This is a genomic window from Myceligenerans pegani (genome assembly GCF_014892515.1).
GTDB lineage: Bacteria > Actinomycetota > Actinomycetes > Actinomycetales > Cellulomonadaceae > Myceligenerans > Myceligenerans pegani.
In genome coordinates this window covers 185,613-207,864 of record NZ_JADBGR010000105.1, presented here as the reverse complement: position 1 = coordinate 207,864, position 22,252 = coordinate 185,613, and the positions used below count along the sequence as shown (strand labels likewise).

The 22,252-nt window shown below is 73.7% G+C and carries 17 protein-coding genes; 5 read left to right on the top strand and 12 right to left on the bottom strand.

Translation table 11 applies throughout. From position 1 onward, the window contains the following. Positions 1-18: 18 nt before the first annotated feature. The gene (locus IIE03_RS20155; protein WP_192864547.1) at positions 19-1,410 is read right to left on the bottom strand and encodes an ABC transporter substrate-binding protein; all 1,392 of its coding nucleotides are present in this window, start codon (positions 1,408-1,410) and stop codon (positions 19-21) included. Positions 1,411-1,718: 308 nt separating this feature from the next. Between IIE03_RS20155 and map the strand changes: the two genes are divergently transcribed. After that, positions 1,719-2,498, top strand: coding sequence for a type I methionyl aminopeptidase (gene map, locus IIE03_RS20150; protein WP_192864546.1), 780 nt, complete (start codon positions 1,719-1,721; stop codon positions 2,496-2,498). A 25-nt stretch (positions 2,499-2,523) separates the two neighbouring features. Here map and IIE03_RS20145 read toward each other — a convergent pair whose 3' ends face one another. The 4 genes from IIE03_RS20145 to IIE03_RS20130 all read right to left on the bottom strand — a co-directional run bounded on the left by IIE03_RS20145 (position 2,524) and on the right by IIE03_RS20130 (position 7,801). After that, positions 2,524-3,363, bottom strand: coding sequence for an HAD family hydrolase (locus IIE03_RS20145; RefSeq protein ID WP_318843096.1), 840 nt, complete (start codon positions 3,361-3,363; stop codon positions 2,524-2,526). Between the two features lie 168 nt (positions 3,364-3,531). Next, positions 3,532-4,380: an HAD family hydrolase gene (locus IIE03_RS20140; protein WP_318843095.1), complete on the bottom strand. Its 849-nt coding sequence runs from the start codon at positions 4,378-4,380 to the stop codon at positions 3,532-3,534. After that, positions 4,377-6,614, bottom strand: a complete 2,238-nt coding sequence (locus IIE03_RS20135) for a hypothetical protein (protein WP_192864544.1) — start codon at positions 6,612-6,614, stop codon at positions 4,377-4,379. The genes IIE03_RS20140 and IIE03_RS20135 overlap by 4 nt, the downstream gene beginning before the upstream one ends. Before the next feature lie 74 nt (positions 6,615-6,688). Beyond that, positions 6,689-7,801, bottom strand: a complete 1,113-nt coding sequence (locus IIE03_RS20130; protein ID WP_192864543.1) for a diacylglycerol/lipid kinase family protein — start codon at positions 7,799-7,801, stop codon at positions 6,689-6,691. A gap of 51 nt (positions 7,802-7,852) precedes the next feature. On the opposite strand from IIE03_RS20130, the gene serS reads away from it, so the two are divergent. After that, a complete protein-coding gene (gene serS / locus IIE03_RS20125) occupies positions 7,853-9,127 on the top strand; it encodes a serine--tRNA ligase (protein WP_192864542.1) in 1,275 nt (424 codons plus the stop codon). A gap of 54 nt (positions 9,128-9,181) precedes the next feature. Here the strand turns inward: serS and IIE03_RS20120 are convergent, their stop codons facing one another. From IIE03_RS20120 to hemE, 7 genes are all read right to left on the bottom strand, one after another. Beyond that, entirely contained in the window at positions 9,182-9,979 is a 798-nt protein-coding gene (locus IIE03_RS20120) for a glycosyltransferase family 2 protein (protein WP_192864541.1), read from the bottom strand. A gap of 140 nt (positions 9,980-10,119) precedes the next feature. Next, positions 10,120-10,938 carry a DUF5926 family protein gene (locus tag IIE03_RS20115; protein ID WP_192864540.1) on the bottom strand — a complete coding sequence of 273 codons (819 nt, stop codon included), beginning with the start codon at positions 10,936-10,938 and terminating at the stop codon, positions 10,120-10,122. Positions 10,939-11,040: 102 nt separating this feature from the next. Beyond that, positions 11,041-12,669 (bottom strand): hypothetical protein, encoded by a 1,629-nt coding sequence (locus IIE03_RS20110; RefSeq protein ID WP_192864539.1) that lies wholly within the window; start codon positions 12,667-12,669, stop codon positions 11,041-11,043. Positions 12,670-12,911: 242 nt separating this feature from the next. After that, positions 12,912-14,222, bottom strand: coding sequence for a hypothetical protein (locus IIE03_RS20105; protein ID WP_192864538.1), 1,311 nt, complete (start codon positions 14,220-14,222; stop codon positions 12,912-12,914). Positions 14,223-14,567: 345 nt separating this feature from the next. Then, positions 14,568-15,473: a hypothetical protein gene (locus tag IIE03_RS20100; RefSeq protein WP_192864537.1), complete on the bottom strand. Its 906-nt coding sequence runs from the start codon at positions 15,471-15,473 to the stop codon at positions 14,568-14,570. Positions 15,474-15,655: 182 nt separating this feature from the next. Then, positions 15,656-17,137: a protoporphyrinogen/coproporphyrinogen oxidase gene (locus tag IIE03_RS20095; protein ID WP_318843094.1), complete on the bottom strand. Its 1,482-nt coding sequence runs from the start codon at positions 17,135-17,137 to the stop codon at positions 15,656-15,658. Positions 17,138-17,200: 63 nt separating this feature from the next. Next, positions 17,201-18,310, bottom strand: coding sequence for a uroporphyrinogen decarboxylase (gene hemE, locus IIE03_RS20090; protein ID WP_318843093.1), 1,110 nt, complete (start codon positions 18,308-18,310; stop codon positions 17,201-17,203). Positions 18,311-18,359: 49 nt separating this feature from the next. Between hemE and IIE03_RS20085 the strand changes: the two genes are divergently transcribed. The 3 genes from IIE03_RS20085 to IIE03_RS20075 all read left to right on the top strand — a co-directional run bounded on the left by IIE03_RS20085 (position 18,360) and on the right by IIE03_RS20075 (position 22,236). After that, a complete protein-coding gene (locus IIE03_RS20085; protein WP_192864535.1) occupies positions 18,360-19,898 on the top strand; it encodes a glutamyl-tRNA reductase in 1,539 nt (512 codons plus the stop codon). Between the two features lie 194 nt (positions 19,899-20,092). Next, entirely contained in the window at positions 20,093-21,238 is a 1,146-nt protein-coding gene (gene hemC, locus IIE03_RS20080; RefSeq protein WP_192864534.1) for a hydroxymethylbilane synthase, read from the top strand. Beyond that, positions 21,235-22,236 (top strand): uroporphyrinogen-III synthase, encoded by a 1,002-nt coding sequence (locus tag IIE03_RS20075; RefSeq protein ID WP_192864533.1) that lies wholly within the window; start codon positions 21,235-21,237, stop codon positions 22,234-22,236. Before hemC ends, IIE03_RS20075 begins: the two co-directional genes overlap by 4 nt. Positions 22,237-22,252: the final 16 nt, after the last annotated feature.

Sequence of the window (22,252 nt, the reverse complement as noted above, 5' to 3'; positions counted from 1 at the left end):
ACCTCGGTGCGATCAGTCCTACGGCCAGGACTGCTCGATGTCGCTGGTGACCTGCTCGGTCGACCGGTCGCTCGCGAACCACTCGGTCATGCCCGACCAGAACGAGTCGGTACCCACGGCGGCCGGCATCAGGTCGGACCCGTCGAAGCGGGACACCGTCGCCGGGTCCTGGAGCGTCTCGACCGTCAGCTGGTCGAAGTCGGTGGCGAGGTTCTCCGGGTCCAGCCCGAGGTTCGCGCTGACCCAGCCGCCGGCGGGCGTGTGCACGGCCTTGGAGTTGGCCCAGTCGGGGCTCGAGAGGAACGTCTGGAACGCCTCCACCTCGGGGCGGCTCTCGAACGCGGCGATGAACTCGCCGGCCACCAGGACCGGCTTCTCGTCGGTCGTCACGGACGGCAGGTAGAACGCGTAGACGTCACCCTCGGGCCCCACCTCGGTGCCCTCCGGCCACTGCGTCGCGTAGAAGTTCGCGGCGCGGTGCATCCAGCAGTTGCCCTCGAGGATGGGGTAACCCGCGTCCGTCCACGAGGCGGTGGCGATGGAGTCGACGCCGCCGAGACCGCCGTTCACGTAGTCCGGGTTCTTGAGGATCTCGCCCGCCATGTCGAAGGCCTCGACGATCTGCGGGTCGTCGAACGCGATCTCGTGGGAGACCCACTGGTCGTAGACGTCCGGGCCGGCGCTGCGCAGCACCATGTCCTCGATCCAGTCCGTGGCCGGCCAGCCGGTGGCGTCACCCGACTCGACGCCTGCACACCACGGCTTGGCAGCTCCTTCGGTCTCCCCGGCGATGGTCTCCGTGAGCGTGAGCAGATCGTCCCAGGTCTCCGGGATCTCGTAGCCCGCGTCGGCGAACATGCTCGGGGAGTACCAGACGAACGACTTGACGTTGGAGCCGAGCGGGGCGGCGTAGAACGTGCCGTCGACCGTCCCGTACTCCTTCCACACGGGCTCCCAGAACTCGTCCACGTTCGCCTCGACCGACGCCGGGGCAGGGAGTACCGCGTCGTACTCGGTGACGAGCGTGTTCAGCAGACCCGGCTGCGGCAGGATCGCGATGTCCGGCGGGTTCCCGGCCTGGACGCGGACGGGCAGCTGCGCCTCCATCTCACGCGAGCCCTCGTACTCGATCTCGACGCCGGTGCATTCCTCGAACGGCTCGTACGACGCCTGCTGCGTCTCGGCCTCGGGCTCGACGATCGTGGTGTAGACGGAAACCGTCGTGCCCTCGAGGTCGCCGAACTCCTCGTAGGCGGCGCAGTCGATCGCGAAGTCCTCGGCAGCCTCGCCGCCGTCGCCTCCGGATCCGTCTCCTGTGTCGGCACAGGCGCCGAGCACGAGCGCGGTGCTTGCGACGCCGGCTGCCAGGGCGATGCCCCGGCGGCGGCCGCCGAACTTCTGGATCCTCATCGGTTCCTCCACTGCCATGTGGTAAACGATTCTGACGTGCAGGGACGCCCTTGCCCATAGCCAGGGACACCCGAGACCAACGGAACCCCGGTTCGAGGCTGGACGCAACCATTTCAACGTTGTTGCAAGATTACGAAACCGTTGCGATCGGTTCGGCATCTCCTGGCCACTCCTCGTACCGAGCATAGGCACGGACGACGGACGCGGCTCGGTGCCCCGCGCGACGTCGGCGACGTAGGCTTGTCCCCGCGCGTCTCCCACCGCGGTGAGTCGCCTGCCAACCATCCCGCCGCCACAGAAGGACGGACATGATCGAGCTGAGGACCCCCCGCGAGATCGACGAGATGCGGCCCGCCGGGCGTTTCGTGGCCGAGGTGCTCACCACGGTCCGGGCGGCCGCGAAGCCGGGAGTGAACCTGCTCGAGCTCGACGAGCTCGCCCACAAGATGATCCGCGACCGTGGCGCCGAGTCCTGCTACATCGACTACCACCCGTCCTTCGGCGCGATGCCGTTCGGCAAGGTGATCTGCACGTCCGTGAACGACGCCGTCCTCCACGGCCTCCCGTACGACTACGCGCTGCGCGACGGCGATCTGCTGTCGATCGACTTCGCGGTCGCGGTGGACGGCTGGGTGTCGGACTCGGCGCTCTCCTTCGTGGTGGGCACTCCCGCCCCGGGTCGTGGCGAGGCCGACACGAAGCTCATCCGGACCACCGAGATCGCCCTGGAGGCCGGTATCGCCGCCGCCGTCGTGGGCAACAAGATCGGTGACATCTCCGCTGCCATCGCGAAGGTGGGGCACGACGCCGGGTACTCGATCAACACGGACTTCGGCGGCCACGGCGTGGGTCGCACCATGCACGGGGACCCGCACGTGCCGAACGACGGGCGCGCCGGGCGCGGTTTCCCGCTGAAGCCGGGCCTGGTCATCGCGGTCGAGCCGTGGTTCCTGGAGACCACCGACGAGATCTGGACGGACCCCGACGGCTGGACCCTGCGCTCGAAGGACGGCTCCCGCGGCGCCCACAGCGAGCACACGATCGCGATCACAGGGGACGGCCCGATCGTCCTCACCGCGCGCGACTAGCAGTCACTCCCGGAACTGACGTACGTCACACGGACAGCAGCACCGGAACCAGGCCGTCGTCGTCCAGGGTTCCGGTGACCTCGTCCGCGCCGGCCTTGACCTTGTCCGGGGAGTGCCCCATCGCGACGCTTCGCGAGGCCCACGCCATCATCTCGAGGTCGTTCACGCCGTCGCCGACCGCGATCGTGCGGTGCTCCGCGACACGCAGCGTACGGCGGATGATCTCCAGCGACGTCGCCTTGCTGAGGCGGGTGGGCGTGACGTCGATCCAGTCGGGGGCGGTGGGCACCGCCGTGACGTCGAGGGACCGCAGCGGCTCGAGCAGTCGCTCCACCACGTCGGGGCCCTTGACGATCGCGCGTGTCACGGGGACCGACCACAGGTCGGCGAGCGGCACCATCTCCTGCTGACCGTTCACCGTCCCTTGCGCGAAGCGGTCGAGCACGCGATAGCCCCAGCCGATCTCCTCGACCGCCAGGTTGACCTCCGGCACGAGGGCCAGCGCGCGCTGCAGCACGGGCTCGGGGTCGAAGGTCCGCACGTCTTCGAGCGTGTAGCCGCCCGCGGCGCCCAGGGTCAGCCGCGCGGTGACGGCGCCGTTGGAGGCCACCACCCAGCCGGTCTGGATCCCGAGCTGGTCCGCGATCGGCAGGATGCCGACGAGGGAGCGCCCGGAGGCGAGGACGACGTGGTGCCCGGCGGCCCGCACACGGGCCACGGCCTCGCGCACGGGTTCGGTGATCTCGAGCGTCCCCGAGGTGGCGATCGTTCCGTCGATGTCGAGGGCGACGAGCGCCGGCTCCGCGAGAGGTCCGACAGCGGCGCGAGTGGTCGCGGTGCGGGTGGTCGCGGTACCTGTCGTCACGGCACGGGTAGACCGCGTGGCGGACAGTGGCTCCAGTGGCATGCCGCAGACCTCCAGCGTCGCACGAGAAATCTCACCCACCAGTGAGACTGGTCACAAGGTACCGGATTGATGCGACTGCACATAGGCGCATCCGTGATTCAGGCGAAAGCGGGAATACCGTTCACTTCAAGGACGCCCGTCCAAGAGTGAACGCAGTACTGGAACCACACCGTCCTCCTCGATTCCGTCGGTTATCTCGTCGGCCGCGTCACGAACCCGTTCCGAGGCGTGTCCCATCGCGACTCCGCGTGCCGCCCACCGCAGCATGTCGATGTCGTTCGCGCCGTCGCCCACCGCCACGGTGCGTTCCTCCGGCACGCCGAGTTCCTGGCGCACCCGCTCCAGGCCGGACGCCTTCGTGACCCCCATCGGCGCGATGTCCATCCACGCCGACCAGCCGACCGCGTACGTGACGTCCTCGAGCCCGACCGCCTCGGCCAGCCGGTGGAACTCGTCGCTCGAACTGCCCGGCGCACGCACGACGACACGGGTCACGTCCGCCGACCACAGCTCCTCGAAGTCCACGATCTCGTGCTGGCCCTGCAGTTCCCCGTCGGGGAAGTGCTCGGTCAGCCGGAAGCCGATGCCGACGTCCTCCACCGCGTAGCGGGCATGGGGCAGTTCCTGGCGCAGGAGCCGGAGTGCCGGACCGGGGTCGAACGTCTCGACGTGCACGAGCTCGTAGCCCTCCGGTGCATTCGGGTCCAGCCGGGCGACGACGGCGCCGTTGGAGGCGACGATCCAGCCCTCGTCGATCTTCAGCTCCGCGGCCAGCGGTGTCATCGCGATCAGCGACCGGCCGGACGCCAGGACCACGTGATGCCCCGCGGCGCGGACGGCCGTGACGGCGTCGCGCGCCGCGTCCGAGAGCTCCTCGTCGTAGGTGACGAGCGTCCCGTCGATGTCCAGGGCCACCAGCCAGGCACCCGTGCCGGCCGGAGGTGTCGCAGTGGCCTCGAGATCCGGAGTAGTCACGTTCTGCACTGTACGGCTCCCGACTTCCCGTTGCCCACGCCGAGCACGGCGAGTGTCACCAGGGGAACCACGACGAGCAGGCAGATCATGCCGATGCGCAGGCCGAAGTCGTTGATGAGCGACCCGATCACCGCCAGGAGCCAGACCGCGACCACCGCGGGGCGGAGCAGCGGCCAGGACTCACGGGCCGCGACGGACCACGACGGTTCCAGCTTCCGCCCGAGCACGGGCGTGAACACGACCAGAGCCACCGCCAGAAGCAGGAGCACCGTCACCCACACCGAGGGCCCCGCCAGCACGGACCGCGCGGCGTAGGCGGCCTTGCGCGCGAGGACCGACCACGCCTCGCCCTCGATCACGTCGGCCACGAACCTGCCCAGGTGCGACCGCTGGGCGGCCGGCCGCAGCCAGTCCGCGACGCCGATCGCCGCGACCAGCACGGCCCCGGCCACCGTGGTCGCGACGATCCGCCGAGCCCGGAGCTGTCCGCCGTAGGCCGCGATGCCGAGCACGGCGAAGGCCGGCACGAGCGCCGGTCCGCCCCCGAGGTCCGCGCCGAAGCCCGGTAGCACGTCCACGACCATCGCCACGATCCCGACACCGGCCACGGCCACGGCAGCGAGCCGCCGTTGCCCGCGGGACACGAGCCACTGCGCCAGGGCCGCGGCGAAGACGACCGCGGTCACCGCATACACGCAGAACGTCGGGTTCCCGAAACCGTAGAAGCGTGCCCCGTAGGTGGGCGCCGCGCCCAGCGGCGCGGCGCGGTTGAGCACCGTGGACGCCAGCCCGTCGGCCGTGAGCACGGCGAACGTCACCCCGGCGAGGAACCCGGGCCGAACCCACGGCCGCCGTGACGGGACGAGCGCGGCGAGGCCCGCGAGCAGCCCGGCGATCGCGACCACGGCGCCGCCCAGCGCGGGGCCGGGCAGGGGAAACCGCCACCATCCCGTCAGCGACGCGAGGAAGCCCGCCACGGGCACGGCGGCCAGGAACAGGGCGGCGCCGACGGCGACGGCCCGCGCCCGGCTCGTCGCCCGCCCGCGCGCACTCACCCACCAGCACGCCGCCGCGAGCGCGAGCGCGACCCAGAACCCGCCCGTCACCAGCACCGTGTACGCGGCCCGGCGTCCGTGGTCACGCTCGGTGAGGTCCGCGAGGGCGTCGATCGTCTCCGCGCCGGCCGCGGGCCGGTCGGCGCTCCCGACCAGGGGTGTGTCCTCGATGGCGCCGCTCGGCGCCGACCCGGCCGCGGCGAGCAGCGTCGCGGGCAGGTCGCTCGCCCGCGCCACCCCCGTCGTCCGGGTGGCCGACGACGTGAGATAGCGCGGCCCGGGATCGCCCGGCCCGGTGGGTCGCAGGACCAGCCCGATCCCGAGCTCCGGCTCCTCGCCGCGCTGGTTCGCCAGGTCCGCGACGACGACGGTCGCATTCTCCGGAACCCGCTCCAGCACCCGCCGGACCGTGGCATCGACCGCGGCGACCCGCTCGGCACGCAGTTCCTCGGCGTCGGCCCGCTCCAGCTCGCCGGGCGTGAGGAGAACGCTGCCGGCGTCGACCACGGTGAGCGGGCAGTCGAACGCGTCCGGACCGACGTCGTCCACGTATCGGTCGACCGAGCCGTCCCCCCGGGCCACGGCGACGGCCGCGCCCGCCCCGACCGCCGTCACGCACCCGCCCTCCAGGGCGTCGCCGAGGCTGCCGAGCCGCGCGCCGTAGGCGGACCCGCGCTGCATCGCCTGCCAGTCGGCCCAGCCGGCGACGACGGCCTCCGCGCCCGGACCGTACGCGGGCCGGACCGCGGGTTCCTCGCAGTCGGCGTGCGAGGACGCGGCGGACTCCGCGAGGCCGCCGGCCGACAGCGCCAGCCAGCCCCCGACCGGGCAACGCGCCGCCGCGCCCGTGGTGAGCGCGAGCCCCGCCGCGTCCGCCCCGAGATGTGCGGCGAGCCCGTCCTCCTCGAGCAGGCCGGCCAGGTAGGGGGCGGGTGGCGGCGCGCTGGGCTCGCCGCCGACGAGTTCCTGCCCGACGCCGTCCACCGGGGCCTTCAGGTCCGCCCATCGGACCCCCGTCGTCCCGACGAGGACGACCGGCCCCTCCGGGACCGCTCGGTCCTTCGAGCCGACGCCCGTCACGCTCCCGCCCGCCGCGCCGAACCCGGAGGCCCCGGGCACCACGAGGATCGCGGCCAGAGCCACGAGCATCACCGCCGCGGCGGCCGGTCGTCGGATCATCGCGTCAGCTTAGAGGTCGTGCGGGTGGCGCGGCCTCTGGACGAGGACTGGTCCGCCCCGGGCACGGCCACGGTTCACGGCGCCCGCACCTGGAGCGCGGCGGGTTCGACACGCGCCGAGATCTGGACCGCGCGGCCGAGCGGGTCGCCGTCGACCTGCACCTCGTCGCCACCGCTCACCCGGACCCGTGCCCGCCGGCAGGTGGCATGGTCGATCCGGCCCAGTTTCTCCGGCAGGTCGGACCGCACCCCGAAGCCCTGCATCGCGACCTCCACGGTGAGCTGGGCCCAGCCGAGCACCCCGCCGCGCACGTCGGCGGCGGCGACGTCGAGCACGCCGTCGTCCAGGACGGCGTCCGGCAGCAGCGTGATGCCGCCGGGCAGCATCCCGCAGTTGCCGATCATGATGCTGCGCAGGCGGGCGTCGGCGGGAGGTTCGTCGTCCAGCCAGATCCGGGCCCGGAGACGGCGCGCTCGCAGGTGGGGCAGGCCGGCGACGAAGTACGCCATCCAGCCGACCCGCTTCTTCAGCGCGGGATCGGCGCCGGCCACCATCGCGGCGTCGAACCCGAGGCCGGCGATGACGAGGAAGATGTGCTCGATCGTGGTGTCGTGCGGAGGCTCGGCAGGGTCGGTCGGGTCGTCGTCGGGCGCGAACTCCTCCACGCGCAGCCAGCCGACGTCGATCGCGCGGGTCCGGCCGTCGAGCACGACGGCGATCGCCCGCTCCGCGTCCGTGACCGAGACCTCGAGGTTGCGGGCCAGCAGGTTGCCCGTGCCGACGGGGATCACGCCCATCGGCACCTCGCCGCCGACGAGAGCCTCGGCGACCGCCCGCACGGTGCCGTCGCCCCCCGCGGCGACGACGACGTCGGCCCCCTCCTCGACGGCCCGGCGGGCGTGGCCCTGGCCCGGGTCCTCGACCGTGGTCTCGTAGAAGACGGGCGGCGGCAGGCCGCGCTCCACGCACGCCGCCCGCACCCGGTTCCGCAGGCCGACGGTGCCGGCCTTGGAGGGGTTGACGACGACGGCGATCCGGCGCGGCCCCTGGCCGGCGAGCGCCTGCGGCACGACCGGCCCGAGACGGCGGCGCATCGTCGCGACACGCGCGTAGATCCGCAGCGCGACCCCCAGCGCGGTCAGGGCGATCACGATCGCCGCGACTCCGAGCCACACCTGCCACTCCATGGGGTGATTATCCCCGGGAGCTCTCGGGGCCCACGCCAGTAGGCTGGGCGCGTGATCGATCTGAAGCAGCTGCGCGAGAACCCCGACGTCGTGCGCGCGAGCCAGACGGCCCGCGGCGACGACCCCGCCCTCGTCGACGCGGCCCTGGAGGCCGACGCCACGCGGCGGTCGTCCCTGACGACGTTCGAGGCCCTGCGCGCCGAGCAGAAGGCGCTGGGCAAGGAGGTCGCGAGGGCTTCGGGCGACGAGAAGGTGGAGCTGCTGGCCCGCACCAAGCGGCTCGCGCAGGAGGTCAAAGATCACCAGGCCACGGCGAACGCCGCGCAGGAGCGCCTCGACGGCATCCTCTGGGAGATCCCGAACATCGCAGAGGGCGCTCCGGCCGGCGGCGAGGAGGACTTCGTGGTGCTCCGCACCGAGGGCACGCCGCGCGACTTCGCCGCCGAGGGCTTCGCGCCGCGCGACCACCTCGACCTGGGCGAGGGCCTCGGCGCGATCGACACCCAGCGTGGCGCGAAGGTGTCGGGCTCGCGGTTCTACTACCTGACCGGGGTCGGCGCGCGGCTCGAGCTGGCGCTGCTCAACATGGCGATGGACCAGGCCGTCGCCGAGGGCTTCACGCCGGTCATCACGCCGACGCTGGTGAAGCCGGAGACCATGCGCGGCACCGGGTTCCTCGGCAAGCATGCCGACGAGATCTACCGCCTCGAGAAGGACGACCTGTACCTGGTCGGCACCTCGGAGGTGGCTCTCGCGGGTTACCACGCCGACGAGATCGTCGACCTGGCGGACGGTCCGCTGCGGTACGCCGGCTGGAGCGCCTGCTACCGCCGCGAGGCCGGATCGCACGGCAAGGACGTGCGCGGCATCATCCGCGTGCACCAGTTCCACAAGGTCGAGATGTTCAGCTACTGCCGCCCGGAGGACGCGGCGGCCGAGCACGAGCGCCTGCTGGCCTGGGAAGAGGCCATGCTGGCCAAGGTCGAGCTGCCGTACCGGGTGATCGACACGGCCGCGGGCGACCTGGGCTCGAGCGCGGCCCGCAAGTTCGACTGCGAGGCGTGGCTGCCCACCCAGGAGCGCTACCTGGAGCTGACGTCGACGTCGAACTGCACCACGTTCCAGGCGCGTCGGCTGGGTGTGCGGGAGCGCACCGAGGACGGCACGACGCGCACGGTGGCCACCCTGAACGGCACGCTGGGGACGACGCGGTGGATCGTGGCGATCCTGGAGAACCACCAGCGGGAGGACGGCTCGGTGCGCGTTCCCGAGGCGCTGCGGCCCTACCTGGGCGGCGCGGAGATCCTCGAGCCGGTCAAGAGCTGAGGGGAGCCGGGGCGTGCGGGAGCGTGCCCGGCCGGGGATCGGTTCGGACCGGTATCAGTGCCGGACCTGGTTCGTGGTGTGACGGACCGAGTCCATGGCGCCCCGCACCTTGCGGAAGTTGATCGCCACGAGCACGTCGCGGTACTGGGCGGCGCGGTGCATCTGGCCCTTGAGATCGTTGGCGGACGCGCGGTGCCGGAGATCGCACGGCACCTCCACGGCGACGTAGCCGCCGCGCAGCAGGTCGATCGTCATCCCCGTCTCCACGCCCCAGCCCTTGGCCAGGGGCGTGGCGGCCTCGAACGCCTCACGCGTGATGCACCGCATGCCCGACAGCGGCTGCTTGGGGCTCCACCCCGTCATCGCCTGGATCGCCTTCCGGGCGGTTCCCACGACGATCCCACGCCCACCGGCCCCGGGCTGCTTGGGCAGGAGGGCGATCGCGACGTCGGCCACGCCCTCCAGCACCGGACGCACGAGCGGGGCGGTGTTGACGGCCGTGTCGCCCAGGTCGCCGTCGATGAACAGCAGGAGGCGCGGCGGGCGCCCGTCGGCGTCACGCATCGCCACGACGGCGGCACCGGTCTCCATCGCAGCGGCCTTGCCCCGGTTGTGCGAATGCCGCACGACGACGGCGCCCGCGCCGCGGGCCACGTTCGACGTGTCGTCGTCGGACCCGTCGTCTACCACGAGCACGAGATCGACGTGCGGGATGGCGCGGGCCGAACGCACCGTCGACGCGATGCGCTCGGCCTCGTCCTTGGCGGGAATGATCACGGCGACCCGCTGGACGTTCTTCCCTTGTCGTGTGCTGCCTGGACGCCGTGTCTTCGCGACCGGAAGAGCGTTCACACCTGTCCTGCCTAGAGCGTTGGTCTGCGTGAAATCGGGGCAAGCCCCGCACAACAGAGTGCAAAGGTTTACCCTCGGGATCCTACTCCACGAGTTGCGGAATTACCGTGAACACCCGGTGATATTGAGCGTCGCGCTTCTCACCGCAATGTGACCTGCCGCGAGACGATACCCGCTCTCGCACGTCGCTCGTTCGCATCCAGCGGCCCTTCCGTGGCAAGGGCTTTCGTGAGCCGCTCCGAGAGCTCCGCGATCGGCTCGGCCACGTCCTGCGCCTCCGTGCCCCGCGGCAGTTCCCAGACGGGCACGATCAGCCCCGACGCACGGAACGCACCGACGAAGCGCCCACCGGCGAGTCCTGACTCGCGCTTGGCGTGCAGGCGGGAAAGCGCATCGATGACCTCGTCCTCGGGCTCGGGACGCGCCCAGCGCACGAACTCACGGGTCATCCGGCACCAGTAGGCAGCCTCGACCCCGTCGAGCTTCACCGTCGGGATCGCGCTCGCCGACGCCTCCTCCAGCGACGCCTGGACATCGGGAGTGGCCTCGGCGTCCGGGGCCAGCCAGTAGTCGAAGCCTTCGTGCACGGTGACCTCGAACGGCACCGCCATGTCGAGCACGTCCTGCAGACGCGGCGCGTCCGGGGCGGGCACGCCCGCCGGCTCGACGGGCGTGCCCGGCTCGGCATCGAGCGCGGTCAGCAGAGCGGCGGCGAGGTCCCGGCTGACGTCGCCGGAGCCGACGATGCCCTGCACCGCGAGCAGGATCGCGCCATCGGCCCGGTGCAACGCGACCCAGCCCGCCGGGAGGTTGGTGACGACCGTGACGTCACGCGAGCCGTACTCCGCGGTGGTGCGCGCCGTCCCCGTCGCCGACGGCACCGCCTCGCGGAACGCGACCCAGTCAGGTTCGCCGGGAAGCCCTTCGAAGGGGCGGAGCACGAAGTCGTTCTGAGCCATGCAGGCGAGTCTATCCGTGCGGAGCGCCCGTCACATCTGGTACCGATATGCAACAGTGGCTGCGCGATGACAGCTTTTCGCAGCGCACAGAGCTCGTGGGGGTCAGGAAGTGCTGTTCGGCACCCGCACGGGCGCCGCCTCGCCGTTCCGGCCCGAGCGGTTGGCCACGAGGAGCGCACCCGCACCTCCCACGACCAGCGCGCCGGCCAGCCCCGTCAGCGCAGCCGCCTCGGTGCCGGTCGTCGCCACCCGCAGCGGGGCGTCGATCGTGGCCTCCCTGGTGGCCGCGTCCGCCTCCTCGGCCACGCGGTCGACCGTCGTCGGCTGGTACGAGAGGAACTCGGCGCCCGCCGGGGCGATCGCGCCGCGGGGCTCCTGCCCCGGATGGCCGTGCGCGCCGCCCTGGAGCGGCCGCGCCCCCCGGTCGGCGAACCCCGACACGTCCTGCTCCACACCGCTCGCGGCGGCGTCGGGCGTGGCGTCCGTGTCATCGGCGGTGTCGCCCGTTGCCGCGACGCCCGCGGCCACCTTCGCCACGCCGGCGGCGTCGGCCGACGCCTCCACGCCCTGGGCGTTCGCGCCGACCTCGACGTCGGCGACGTCCTGGACCTCGGCCTCGACCGCGAGGCCCTTCCGTTCGGCCTTGACCTCCGCCTTGACGTCACCCGCGCCGACGCGGACGTCGACGCCCTCGTCGGAGGCCAGCAGCTTGAGGTCGACGTTGCCGACGCCGATGCCGGCCAGCAGGTCCGAGGAGAGGGAGACGGACCCTTCCATGCCCTGGTGCGTGTCGAGCGCGCTCCGTTCGCCACCCCGTGACGCCGACGGCGACTTCATGTGGCGCGGCTCGTAGTCGCCGGACTGCCGGTGGTCGTCGAACCGCTGGTCGCCGTCTGCCTGGTGCTTGTCGCCGAACAGCGCGTCCGGACCGAACCCGAGCGCCTTCGCGGTCGCCTCGAAGGCGAGCAGCTCACCGCTCACCGGGATGTCGTCGGCCGGCCCGGCGACCGGAGCCTCGGGCGCCCGGTCCTCGGCGTCGGCGCTGTAGTCGATGTCGGCCGACGCGAAGTAGTCGACACCCGCGTCCGACTCGCCCTCGGACTTCTTGTCGTCGGAGCCAACCTTCCCGGCGCCGTCGCGCTGGCCGCCAGCCTCCTTGCCGGAACCGCGCCCCTCGTCCTCGGAGTCCGCCGTCGCGTCGCCTTCCGCGGCCTTCTCCGGCCGCTCCTGCTCACCGTCCGGCGCCTCGCCGGTCACGCCCTCCACGACGTCCTCGACCGGGTCGGTGGCCCCGCCGACGACCTCGGTCGCCTTCTCCACGACACGGGTCGGCTCGTCGACGACATCCTCCACGACATCGGCCGGCTCGTCGACGACATCCTCGACGACGTCCTTCGTGTCCTTCGTGGCCTTCTCGACCACGGAACCGGCTCCGCCGACGACCCGCGCCACGAGGTCCTCGACGCCGCTCAGTACCCCGCCGCGCTTCACCTCGACCGTGCCGTCGTCCTTGACCTCGACGCCGCGCTCGGCACCACCGAACTTGGCACCAGGACGGTCGGACCCGAACGCACGGCCGATGCCCTCGCCGCCGCGGTCGTTCTCGCTCTCGGCCGCGAAGGCGGGCGTCGCCGCGGTACCGGCGGCCGTCGCCAGCGCGATGGTCGCGACGACGCGCCTGACCTGCTTCGTGGCCGCGTTCTTGCGAGTCGACTTCGTTGCCTGCTTCATCAGCTGCATCCCCTGGGAGACGGTCCGTGCGTCCTGCGGTGCGTCCTTCAGGACGGTACCGCTCCGGGATGGCTTGTTATACCCCGGAACGGGCGATCTATGCGGCGCACCATAACGATGGTGTAACGAGGGGTCAAGTCAGGCACGTGAACGCCGAAATGCGACGCATGCAGGGAAGTTACCGCCTCGAACACAGCGGCCCGGCCCCGCTGGCGCAGGGCCGGGCCGTGGTGCTCAGCGTGTCACTGGAGCAGGCCGGTGGCCGTGCCCAGCACGCCGTCCAGGCCGGCCGTGCCGGTCACGCCGTCGACCTTCTCGGTCACGCCGTCCACCACGTCACCCGCGCCGGCCGTCTCGGTGACGGCGCCGGTGACGCCGGCGACCTTGCCGGTCACGCCCTGGACCGTGCCGGTCACGCCGTCGACGCCGCCGGTCAGGCCGTCGACCGTGCCCGTCACGCCGTCGACCTTCTCGGTCACGCCGTCCACGACGTCCCCCGTGCCGGTCACGTCCGTGACGATGCCGGTGACACCGCCGACGACGCCGAGGCCGTCGACCTCGCCCACCGTGCCCTTGACGGCCGGGTCCACGGCGTCGGTGGCGGCACCCGGAGCACCCTTCGCGGTGTTCTCGGCGGTGCTCTTGAGGCTGTCGGCCGCGGCCAGCGCACCCGGAGCGATGTCGCCCTTGACGTGGCCGACCGTGCCCGGAACGACCTCGTCGGTCACCGGGCCGGTGGCGGCGGGCACGACCTCGTCGGTCACGGCGCTCACCGTGTTCGGCACGACCTCGTCGGTGACCGGACCGGCCACGCCGGGCACGACACCGTTCAGCGCCGTGGACACCACGCCCGCGGCGGCGCCCGTCGCCGGGGCGACGGTCGCCGGCAGGCCGCGCAGCAGGCTTGCGGCGAGGCGCGACACGCCGGACGTGGCACCCGGGATGTTCGACACGATGTTCGCCGCGGGCGTCGTGCCCTCGGCGAGCACGGCCGGCACCGCCGCGACGGCACCCGGCCCGGCCGTACCGGCGGTGCCGAGGGCCGTGTCCGCGGCCGAACCGACGGTCTCGGTCACGTCCTCGCCCGAGAACTCCGGCAGCGAGTAGTTCGGGGCCAGGTAGGAGGCCGGAGCGATCACCGCGGGCATGGCCTTCCCGGCGACCGCCTCGACCTGGTGGGTGGCCGCCTCCGCCTTGTTGACGGCGGCGCCGGCCTTGTTGGCGACAGCCCCGGCCTTGCCGAGGTCCGCGACATCGGCGACACCCGGCACACCGACGGAGGCGAGGTCGGCGCCCGGCAGCTCGGCGGCCGGCAGCTCCCCGACGGGCAGTTCTCCGACCGGCAGCTCGGCCGCCGGGAGGTTGGAGACGAGCTCGTCGTGGTCGGGCAGCGGGACGAGGTCGGTGGTGGGGAGGTCGCCGAGGTCGACGTCCGGCTGAGGCAGTTCGGCGGCGATCGCCGGGGTGGCCGCACCGGCTGCGGCGGTCGCGATGGCGACGGTCGCGACGGTGCGCGAGACGCCGGTCTTCTTCTTCGGTGCTGCGTGCTTCAAGGAGCTACCCCCATGCTCAGGCGCGTTGCGCGAATTCGAAATTCCCCTTGCGTGCCGCCGAAGTTAGCGGCGGAGAGGAGGTGAAAAAAGTCCCCCTCTCGGGCGGCGAGTTCACCAAACGACATCAACGCGACAGTTCGCACTGGGGCACGAAATCGCCCGTTCCGAGGTTCCGTGACGAAGATCACACTTTCGTCCGCGAGGAAGTGCTCATCAGCCGTTTTGCCGGGCAACGACCACGGGAACTCGCAGGGCGACGGCACGGGAGCGAGACGCCCGGCCCCGCGCTCGCGGGGCCGGGCGGCGGTGACCCTGGCGCGGGCCACTCGATGAGCGCTCGATGCGTCAGCCGACCAGGCCGGTGGCCGTGTCCAGCACGCCGCCCGCGACGGCCGGGCCGGCCGCGCCGTCCACGACGTCCTCGACCGGCCGGGTCGCGCCACCGACGATGTCGTCGCCCGGAACACCGGCGACCTTCCCGGCCACCTCGTCGACCGTGCCGGTCGCGCCGTCCACGACGTCCGCCCCGCCGGTCACGCCGTCCACGACGTCGGCCGCGCCCGCCACGCCGTCCACGACGTCCGTGGCCCCCGCCACGCCGTCCACGACATCGGTCGCCCCGGCGGCGCCGTCGACGACGTCCGTCGCCGCGGACGCGCCGTCGACGACGTCGGTGACGCCGCCGGCCTCGGCCATGACGCCCCGCACCGCCGGGTCCACGGCATCGGCGGCCACGTGCGGGGCGCCGTGCGCCGCGCTCTCGGCGGAGCCCTTGACCACCTCGGCCGCGGCGAGAACGCCCGGCACGACGTCACCCTGGCCCGAGAAACCGGGCAGGGTGTAGTCCGGGGCGACCTGCTCGACCGGCGGGATCGACGCGGGCATCACGCTCCCGGCGATCGCCTCGGCGTCCTGGGCGGTCGCCCCGGCCTTGTCGACGAGGGCTCCGGCCTCGGCCAGGTCCGCCAGCTCGGCGGGCGCGGCCGGAACGATCTCCGGAACCTCGACGCCCGGGAAGTCGACGCCCCGGTCGGCGACGACGCCCGAGAGGTCGGAGACCAGGGCGTCGTGGTCGGGCAGGTCGACGAGGTCGGTGGTGGGCAGGTCACCGAGGCCCAGGTCCGGCTGCGGGAGCTCGGCCGCCATGGCCGGGGTGGCCGCGCCGGCCGCCGCGGTCGCGATGGCGACGGTCGCGATGGTGCGCGAGACCGGGACGGACCCGGCCTTCTTCTTCGGTGCTGCGTGCTTCAAGGAACTAACCCCCTGGATCAGGCGCGGTGCGCGAATTCGGATCCCCTTGCGTGCCGCCGAAATTAAGCAATGGGAGCAAAAGTGCGACATCGCACTTGTGGTTCGCCACACGCCAAGACACACCAACCCGGCAGTTCGGGGTCCTGCACGATCTCGGCCGCCCCGAGGTTCCGTGACGAGGGTCACATTCTTGCGGCCGCCGCACGCGCGTGGGCGACGGTCGCCGCCAGCCCTGTACCGGCCACCCAGCCGCCCGTGACGGCGAGCCCGGGAACGCGCTCGGCGGCGTCCAGGAACTCGCGGACCCGCGCACGGTAGGCCGGTGTGGGCGGCGGGAGCGCGCCGTCCCAGCGCTGGGTCACGACGTCCCGCACGCGCCCGGCGAGGTCCACGCCGAGCAGGGCGGACGCGTCGCGTGCGGCTTCCTCGGGCGTGGGCTCGGGTGTCGGCTCACCGATCCGGCCGTAGCTCAGCCGGACCACGTGCACGCCGGGCCCCGCCGCGTCGCGCACGCGCCGCGCGAGCCAGGGCCACTTGGCGGTCGCATGGGTGAGTGCCTTCGCCCGCACCGGTGTCCGACGGCGGTCGCCCGGCCGGGCGGCACCGCCCGCCACCAGCATCCCCGTCCCGCGGGGCGCGGAGTCCAGCTCGGGCGCGTCGAGCAGCAGCGTGGCCAGCCAGATGTCGGCGCCACGCTCGGGGACGGGCGGCTTCGCGGGCGAGCCGGTCGGCGTCCCTGGTTCCGTCATGGAACCCGCGCCCGGGCCCGGTTCGACTCCCGAGCCCGGTGCAGAGAGGCCCTGCCACCGGCTGGTCAGCAGCGGCGCCACCCCCGCTGTCGCGACCACGAGCCGACCCGTGCGGAACGTGGCGGGCCCGTCCGGGGTGTCCGCGGCGATCGTCCAATCCCCGTCGATCTCGGTGACCCGGTGCCCGGTCCGCACGTCCAGGCGGTCGACCAGAGCGTCCACCAGCGTGTGCACGCCACCGTCGATCCCTCGGACGGCCGATCCGGGCGGCGCCGCCGCCCGGATCCGTGCCACCGCCCGCGACAGCGAGCCGGCCTCCTCGAACGCCCGCCGCAGCCCGGGAGCCACGGCGTCGACGTCGAGCCGGTCCAGCGGCGCCGAGTGCACCCCGGCCGCCACGGCCGAGACCAGCCGGTCGGTGATCCGCCTGCCCATACGGGAGCGCACGAGTGCCCCGAGGTCGTCGAACGCGGCGAAGCGGCGCGGCAGCACGCGATCCAGCGACCCTCGGATCACGCCGGGCCATCCCACGGCGCGGCGTACGTCCGCGGCCCACGGCCGCGACGGGATCCCGAGCAGACCGGCCGCAGGCAGGGGGAACGCCCTCCCGGCGGCGAACCCCCAGGCGCCGAGCGCGGCGGGCGCCTCCACCCGCAGCCCGAGCTCCTCCGCGAGCCCTTCGACGGCGCCGCCACGCACCGCGAACGACTCGGCGCCCAGGTCGACCGGCACGCCGGGCAGCGAGCCGAACACCCCGCCGTGGATCGGCCCGCCGGCACGCTCGCTCGCCTCCAGCACGACGACCCGCGCCCCGCGCCGGCTCAGCTCCCAGGCGGCGACCAGCCCCCCGATCCCTCCGCCGACGACGACGGCGTCCGCCTCGACCGCCACGCTCGTCACCCCTGCCTCGGTCACCCCTGCCTCATCTCCGCGGCCGGCGACGCCGCCCGGTCTCCGCTCCTGCCGTCCGGCTCCGGCTCACAGCGAGTGCGCCAGTTCCACCACGCGGGTCAGCACGGCCGGGTCCGTCTCCGGCGGGACGCCGTGACCGAGGTTCAGCACGTGGGCCGGAGCGGCGGCGCCCCGCGCCACGACGTCGCGCACGTGCGCCTCCAGCACCGGCCAGGGCGCCGCGAGGAGCGCCGGGTCGACGTTGCCCTGCAGCGGCACGCCGGGCAGCGCCTCGGCGGCCTCGTCCAGCGGCGTGCGGTAGTCCACCCCGACGGCGTGCTTCGCCACCCCGGCGGAGGCGAGCACGTCGCGCATCGCGCCCAGCAGGTGCCCGGTCCCGGTCCCGAAGTGGATCGCGGGCACGCCCAGGCCGGCCACGTGCGCCAGCGCCCGCGCCGACGCCCCGGCGACCCGGCCCGTGTAGTCCGCCTGGGAGAGTGACCCGGCCCACGAGTCGAAGAGCTGCACCGCCGACGCCCCGGCCTCCACCTGCGCCCGGAGAAAGGCGCCCGTGATGTCCGCCGTCCACGACACCAGCCGGCTCCACGTCTCCGGAGCGCCGTGCATCATCGTCCGCGCCGCGAGGTGGTCCCGCGACGGGCGCCCCTCGACGAGGTAGGCGGCCAGGGTGAAGGGCGCGCCGCCGAACCCGATCAGCGGCGTGGTGCCCAGTTCGGCCACCGTGAGCGCCACGGCCTCCCGGACCGGCGCCAGCGCGTCGTCGTCCAGGGTGGCCGCCACCAGGCGCTCGACGTCGTCGGCGGTCCGGTACGGCTGGTCCATCACCGGACCGACACCGGGGGCGATGTCCACGCCGACACCCGCCAGCTTGAGGGGCACCATGATGTCGCTGAAGAAGATCCCGGCATCCACGCCGTGCCGCCGCACGGGCTGCAGCGTGATCTCCGACGCGAGATCCGGCCGCAGGCAGGAGTCGAGCATCCCGATCCCCTGCCGCACCTCGCGGTACTCCGGCAGCGACCGGCCCGCCTGCCGCATGAACCAGACGGGCAGGCGCTCCGGCCGGTCGCCCCGCAGCGCACGGATCAGCGGCGCCGTGGCTGTCCGCCCGTCGACGAGCGGATGATCGGCCGGGAGGGCGGCGCCCGCGGAGGGGGCGAGGGTGGCGAGGTTCACGCTTACCGATTGTGCCTTGCGGCATGCCACCCCATAAAGTCGGAGCACTGTGGTTCTCCTCTCCCTCACCGCCTCCCACCGCGAGCTCGACCTGGACGCGCTGGAACGCCTGTCCATGGGATCCGCGTCCGTGGGGCGTACCGTCGTGGGCACGTGCCGGCCGGTCGTCGGGGCGGTGGTGATCTCCACCTGCAACCGGTTCGAGCTCTACCTCGACGTGGACGCGCCGCTGGACGGCCACACCGTGGGCCACGCCACCCGGCACGTCGCCGAGCTCGTCGCGGGCGAGTCGGGGGTCAGCACGCAGACCGCCGTCGGCTCCTTCACCGTGCGCACCGGCCCCGAGGTCACCGAGCACCTGTTCGCCGTCGCCGCGGGCCTCGACTCGATGGTCGTCGGTGAACGTGAGATCGCCGGGCAGGTGAAGCGGTCGCTCGCCGTCGCACGTGAGCAGGAGACCACCTCCAAGACGCTCGAGCTCCTCTTCCAGACGGCGTCCCGCACGTCCAAGCGGGTCGGCACCGACACGGAGCTGGGCGCCGCGGGCCGGTCCGTCGTCTCGCTCGCCCTCGACCTCGCCGAGAGCGAGGTGTCCCGCTGGGACACCTCGCGCGCCGTCCTGATCGGGACCGGGTCATACGCGGGCGCGTCCGTCGCGGCGCTGCGGGCGCGCGGGTGCACGGACATCGGCGTGTACTCGCAGTCGGGCCGCGCGGCGCTGTTCGCGGAATCGCACGGTGTCGACGCCGTCGACGACCTGATCGCGGCCCTGGCGGACGCGGACGTCGTGGTCTCGTGCAGCGGTGCCCGGGGCCGCGGCTCGCATCCGGGGACGACGGCGGTCGTGGGTGCGCGCGACGTGCCCAGGGCCGAGCCGGACACGAGCCCGCATGTCACGGCGCCGGGGGCCGCACACGGCGATGGGGCACAGGTCGGCGCCTCAGCCCAGGAGGCGGGCACTCCCGGACCGGTGTCGTCGCAGGACCGGCCCGCGCCGGAGGCCAGTCTGGGCCACGTGCTGGACGCGGCCGCCGTCGTGCGCGCTCGCGAGCGGGCCGCCGACCGGGCGGGCGACGAGCCGGAGCCCACCGCCCTGGTCGTCCTGGACCTCGCGCTGCACCGGGACGTCGACCCGCAGGTGGCCGACGTCGAGGGCGTGCTGCTCTACGATCTCGCCAGCCTGAAGGCGCATGCCCCGGCGGTGGCGCTGGACGTCGTCGGGCAGGCGCGCGACATCGTGGACGACGCCGCCCGCGCGTTCGAGGAGACGCGGCTCGGCCGCGAGGCGGACGCGGCGGTGGTCGCGCTGCTGGACGAGGCTGAGGTGCGCGTCCGGGCGGAGGTGGACGACGCCGTCGCCCGGCTCGCGGAGGAACGCGCGGCCGCCGGGGACCCGCCGCCGACGCCGGAGGACGTCGACGGCGTCGCGCGCGGGGTCCGCCGGCGCATCCACGCCGACCTCCACCCGCGGATCGTCGCCGTGCGTGCGGAGGCCCGCGCCCGGGCGAGGGCGCAGGAGGCCGCGGTGATCGAGGGTGCGGAGTCGATCACCCGCGCGGCCGGCACGCCGGCCCACCGGACCAGCTGACACGAGGTCGGCCGCACGGGTCCGGGGCGAGCGCGGCCAGCGCGACGTCGGCCGCGTTCCCGCAGGAGCATGGCACCGCCCGCGTGGTCCCGGCGGAGATCTCGCGGTCGCGGGAGGTGACGCCCCGGTGTGACATTCACCGGTGGAACAGGGTCCGTTTCGTCTGTACGCCCTCCAGGGTGGAGACTGGGTTGGTGACCTCGACCCCTACTTCCGTCAGCACACCTCCCGGCGGCGCACCCGGTGCCCCCATTCGCCTCGGCACCCGCGGCAGCGCCCTCGCGATGACGCAGAGCGGCACGGTCGCCCGCCGGATCGAGGAGCTGACCGGGCGTCCGGTGGAGCTGGTCCGGATCAGGACCGAGGGTGACGTGAAGACGGGGTCGCTCGCGAGCCTCGGCGGCACCGGCGTCTTCGTCACGGCCCTGCGCGAGGCACTGCTCGACGGCCGCTGCGACGTCGCCGTGCACTCCCTGAAGGACCTGCCGACGGCGCCGCACCCCGAGCTCACGTACGTCACGCCCGAGCGCGAGGACGCGCGCGACGCGCTCTGCGCCCGCGACGGCCTGACGCTGGCCACACTGCCGACCGGCGCGCGCGTCGGCACGGGCTCGCCGCGCCGCGCCGCGCAGGTCCGCGCCGCGCGACCCGACCTGGAGGTCGTCGACATCCGCGGCAACGTGGGTACCCGGCTCGACCGGGCGCTGGGGCCGGAGGCGGACCTGGACGCCGTCGTGCTCGCCACGGCGGGTCTGAAGCGTGTCGGCAGGACGGACGTGATCAGCCAGTACATCCCGATCGAGACCATGACGCCCGCCCCGGGGCAGGGCGCGCTGGCCGTGGAGGTCCGGACCGCCGACGTCGTCCGCGGTCCGGCCGGGACCGTCCCGGATCCCGGCCTGGCCGACGCGCTGGCCGATCTCGACCATCCCGCCACCCGCCTGGCCGTGCTGGCGGAGCGCTCGGTGCTCGCGCGGCTCGAGGCCGGCTGCGCGGCGCCGGTCGGCGCGTACGCGGTGCTGGCCGACGGCGAGCTGCGCCTCCGGTCGGTCGTCGCCGCCGTCAGCGGGGCGGGCCGGATCGTGCGGAACCTGAGCGCGGACCTCGGGCCGTACGCCGTCGGCGACCGTGCGTGCGCGGACCCCGGCCTGGACGAGATCGCCGAGGAGCTGGGCGTTCGCCTGGCCGAGACGCTCCTGCAGGCCGGCGCCGACGAGCTGGCCCCGCTGGGGACGCCGGTCACGGTGGCCGCCGGCACGAGTTCCTCGGGCCCGGGCTCCTCGGGCCCACGTTCGTCGGGACCGGGCCTTGGCGGAGGCGCCGCTACGGAGGGCGAGTGACCTCGACGGTCCCCGTGGACAGGCCCGACGACGATCGCCGGGGAACCACCCGGCCGCGCGTCCTCGTCGCACGCTCGCACGGGCGCGCCGCACCGCTGCTGGACCTGCTCCGCGAGGCCGGTGTCGACGCCGTCGCGGCGCCCGTGATCGAGCGGGCGCCCGTGGACGATCCGGCCGGCCTGGACGAAGCGCGCGCCGCCCTTGCCCGCGGGGAGTATGCCTGGGTAGCGGTGACCAGCGTGAACGCGGTGGACGCCCTGCTGGGTCCGTCGACCGACCACGACGGTTCCCGGTCCGAGGCGCCCTCCCGCGATGCATCACCGCCGTTCGACGGGTCCGCGGCGAACGCGCCGGACCCGAGCGGCGCCGGGGAGACGCGGTGGGCCTGCGTCGGGCCGGCCACACGGGGGGCGATCGAGGCCCGCGGCCACGCCGTCGCCCTCGTTCCCGCAGGCGCCATGACGGCGGCCGGCCTGGCGACCGCGTTCCCCCACGCACCGGCCGCGAACGCCGCCCCCACGCCGCCTGCCCCGGAGCACGACCAGGCCATGCCGAGTCATGACCGCGCTCCCGGCACGCAGAACGGCGTGGTCGGCGAGGGCCGGGGCGGCGGCCCGGACGACCCGCCGGGGAGCCGGCAGCCGGGGAGCCGGGTGCTGGTCCCGCTCGGGGATCTCGCCGCACCCACCCTGGCCGAAGGGCTGCGGGCCAAGGGGTGGGATCCGCACGTCGTCACCGCGTACCGCACGGTCGCGCGGGACCTGCCACGCGACGTCGTCGGGCACGCGAGGACCGCGGGGTACGACGCCGTCGTCGTCGCGTCCGGGTCCGCCGCGCGGCAGCTCGCCGCACAGCTCGGGCCGCAGCGGGTGGTCGCGATCGGCGAACCGTCCGCCCGGGCAGCCCGGGAGGCGGGGCACGACGTCGTCGCCGTCGCGGCCGCGCCGACCGACGACGCGCTCGCGACCGCCGTCGTCCATGCCCTGGACCTGCCATGATTTCCGTCCGACCCGA

What these genes read in the sequence shown, in the direction of transcription:
- IIE03_RS20115 (WP_192864540.1), bottom strand. Translation starts at nt 10,938, where the DNA reads ATGGCTCAGAACGACTTCGTGCTCCGCCCCTTCGAAGGGCTTCCCGGC.
- map (WP_192864546.1), top strand. Translation starts at nt 1,719, where the DNA reads ATGATCGAGCTGAGGACCCCCCGCGAGATCGACGAGATGCGGCCCGCC.
- IIE03_RS20130 (WP_192864543.1), bottom strand. Translation starts at nt 7,801, where the DNA reads ATGGAGTGGCAGGTGTGGCTCGGAGTCGCGGCGATCGTGATCGCCCTG.
- IIE03_RS20155 (WP_192864547.1), bottom strand. Translation starts at nt 1,410, where the DNA reads ATGAGGATCCAGAAGTTCGGCGGCCGCCGCCGGGGCATCGCCCTGGCA.
- IIE03_RS20110 (WP_192864539.1), bottom strand. Translation starts at nt 12,669, where the DNA reads ATGAAGCAGGCAACGAAGTCGACTCGCAAGAACGCGGCCACGAAGCAG.
- IIE03_RS20135 (WP_192864544.1), bottom strand. Translation starts at nt 6,614, where the DNA reads ATGATCCGACGACCGGCCGCCGCGGCGGTGATGCTCGTGGCTCTGGCC.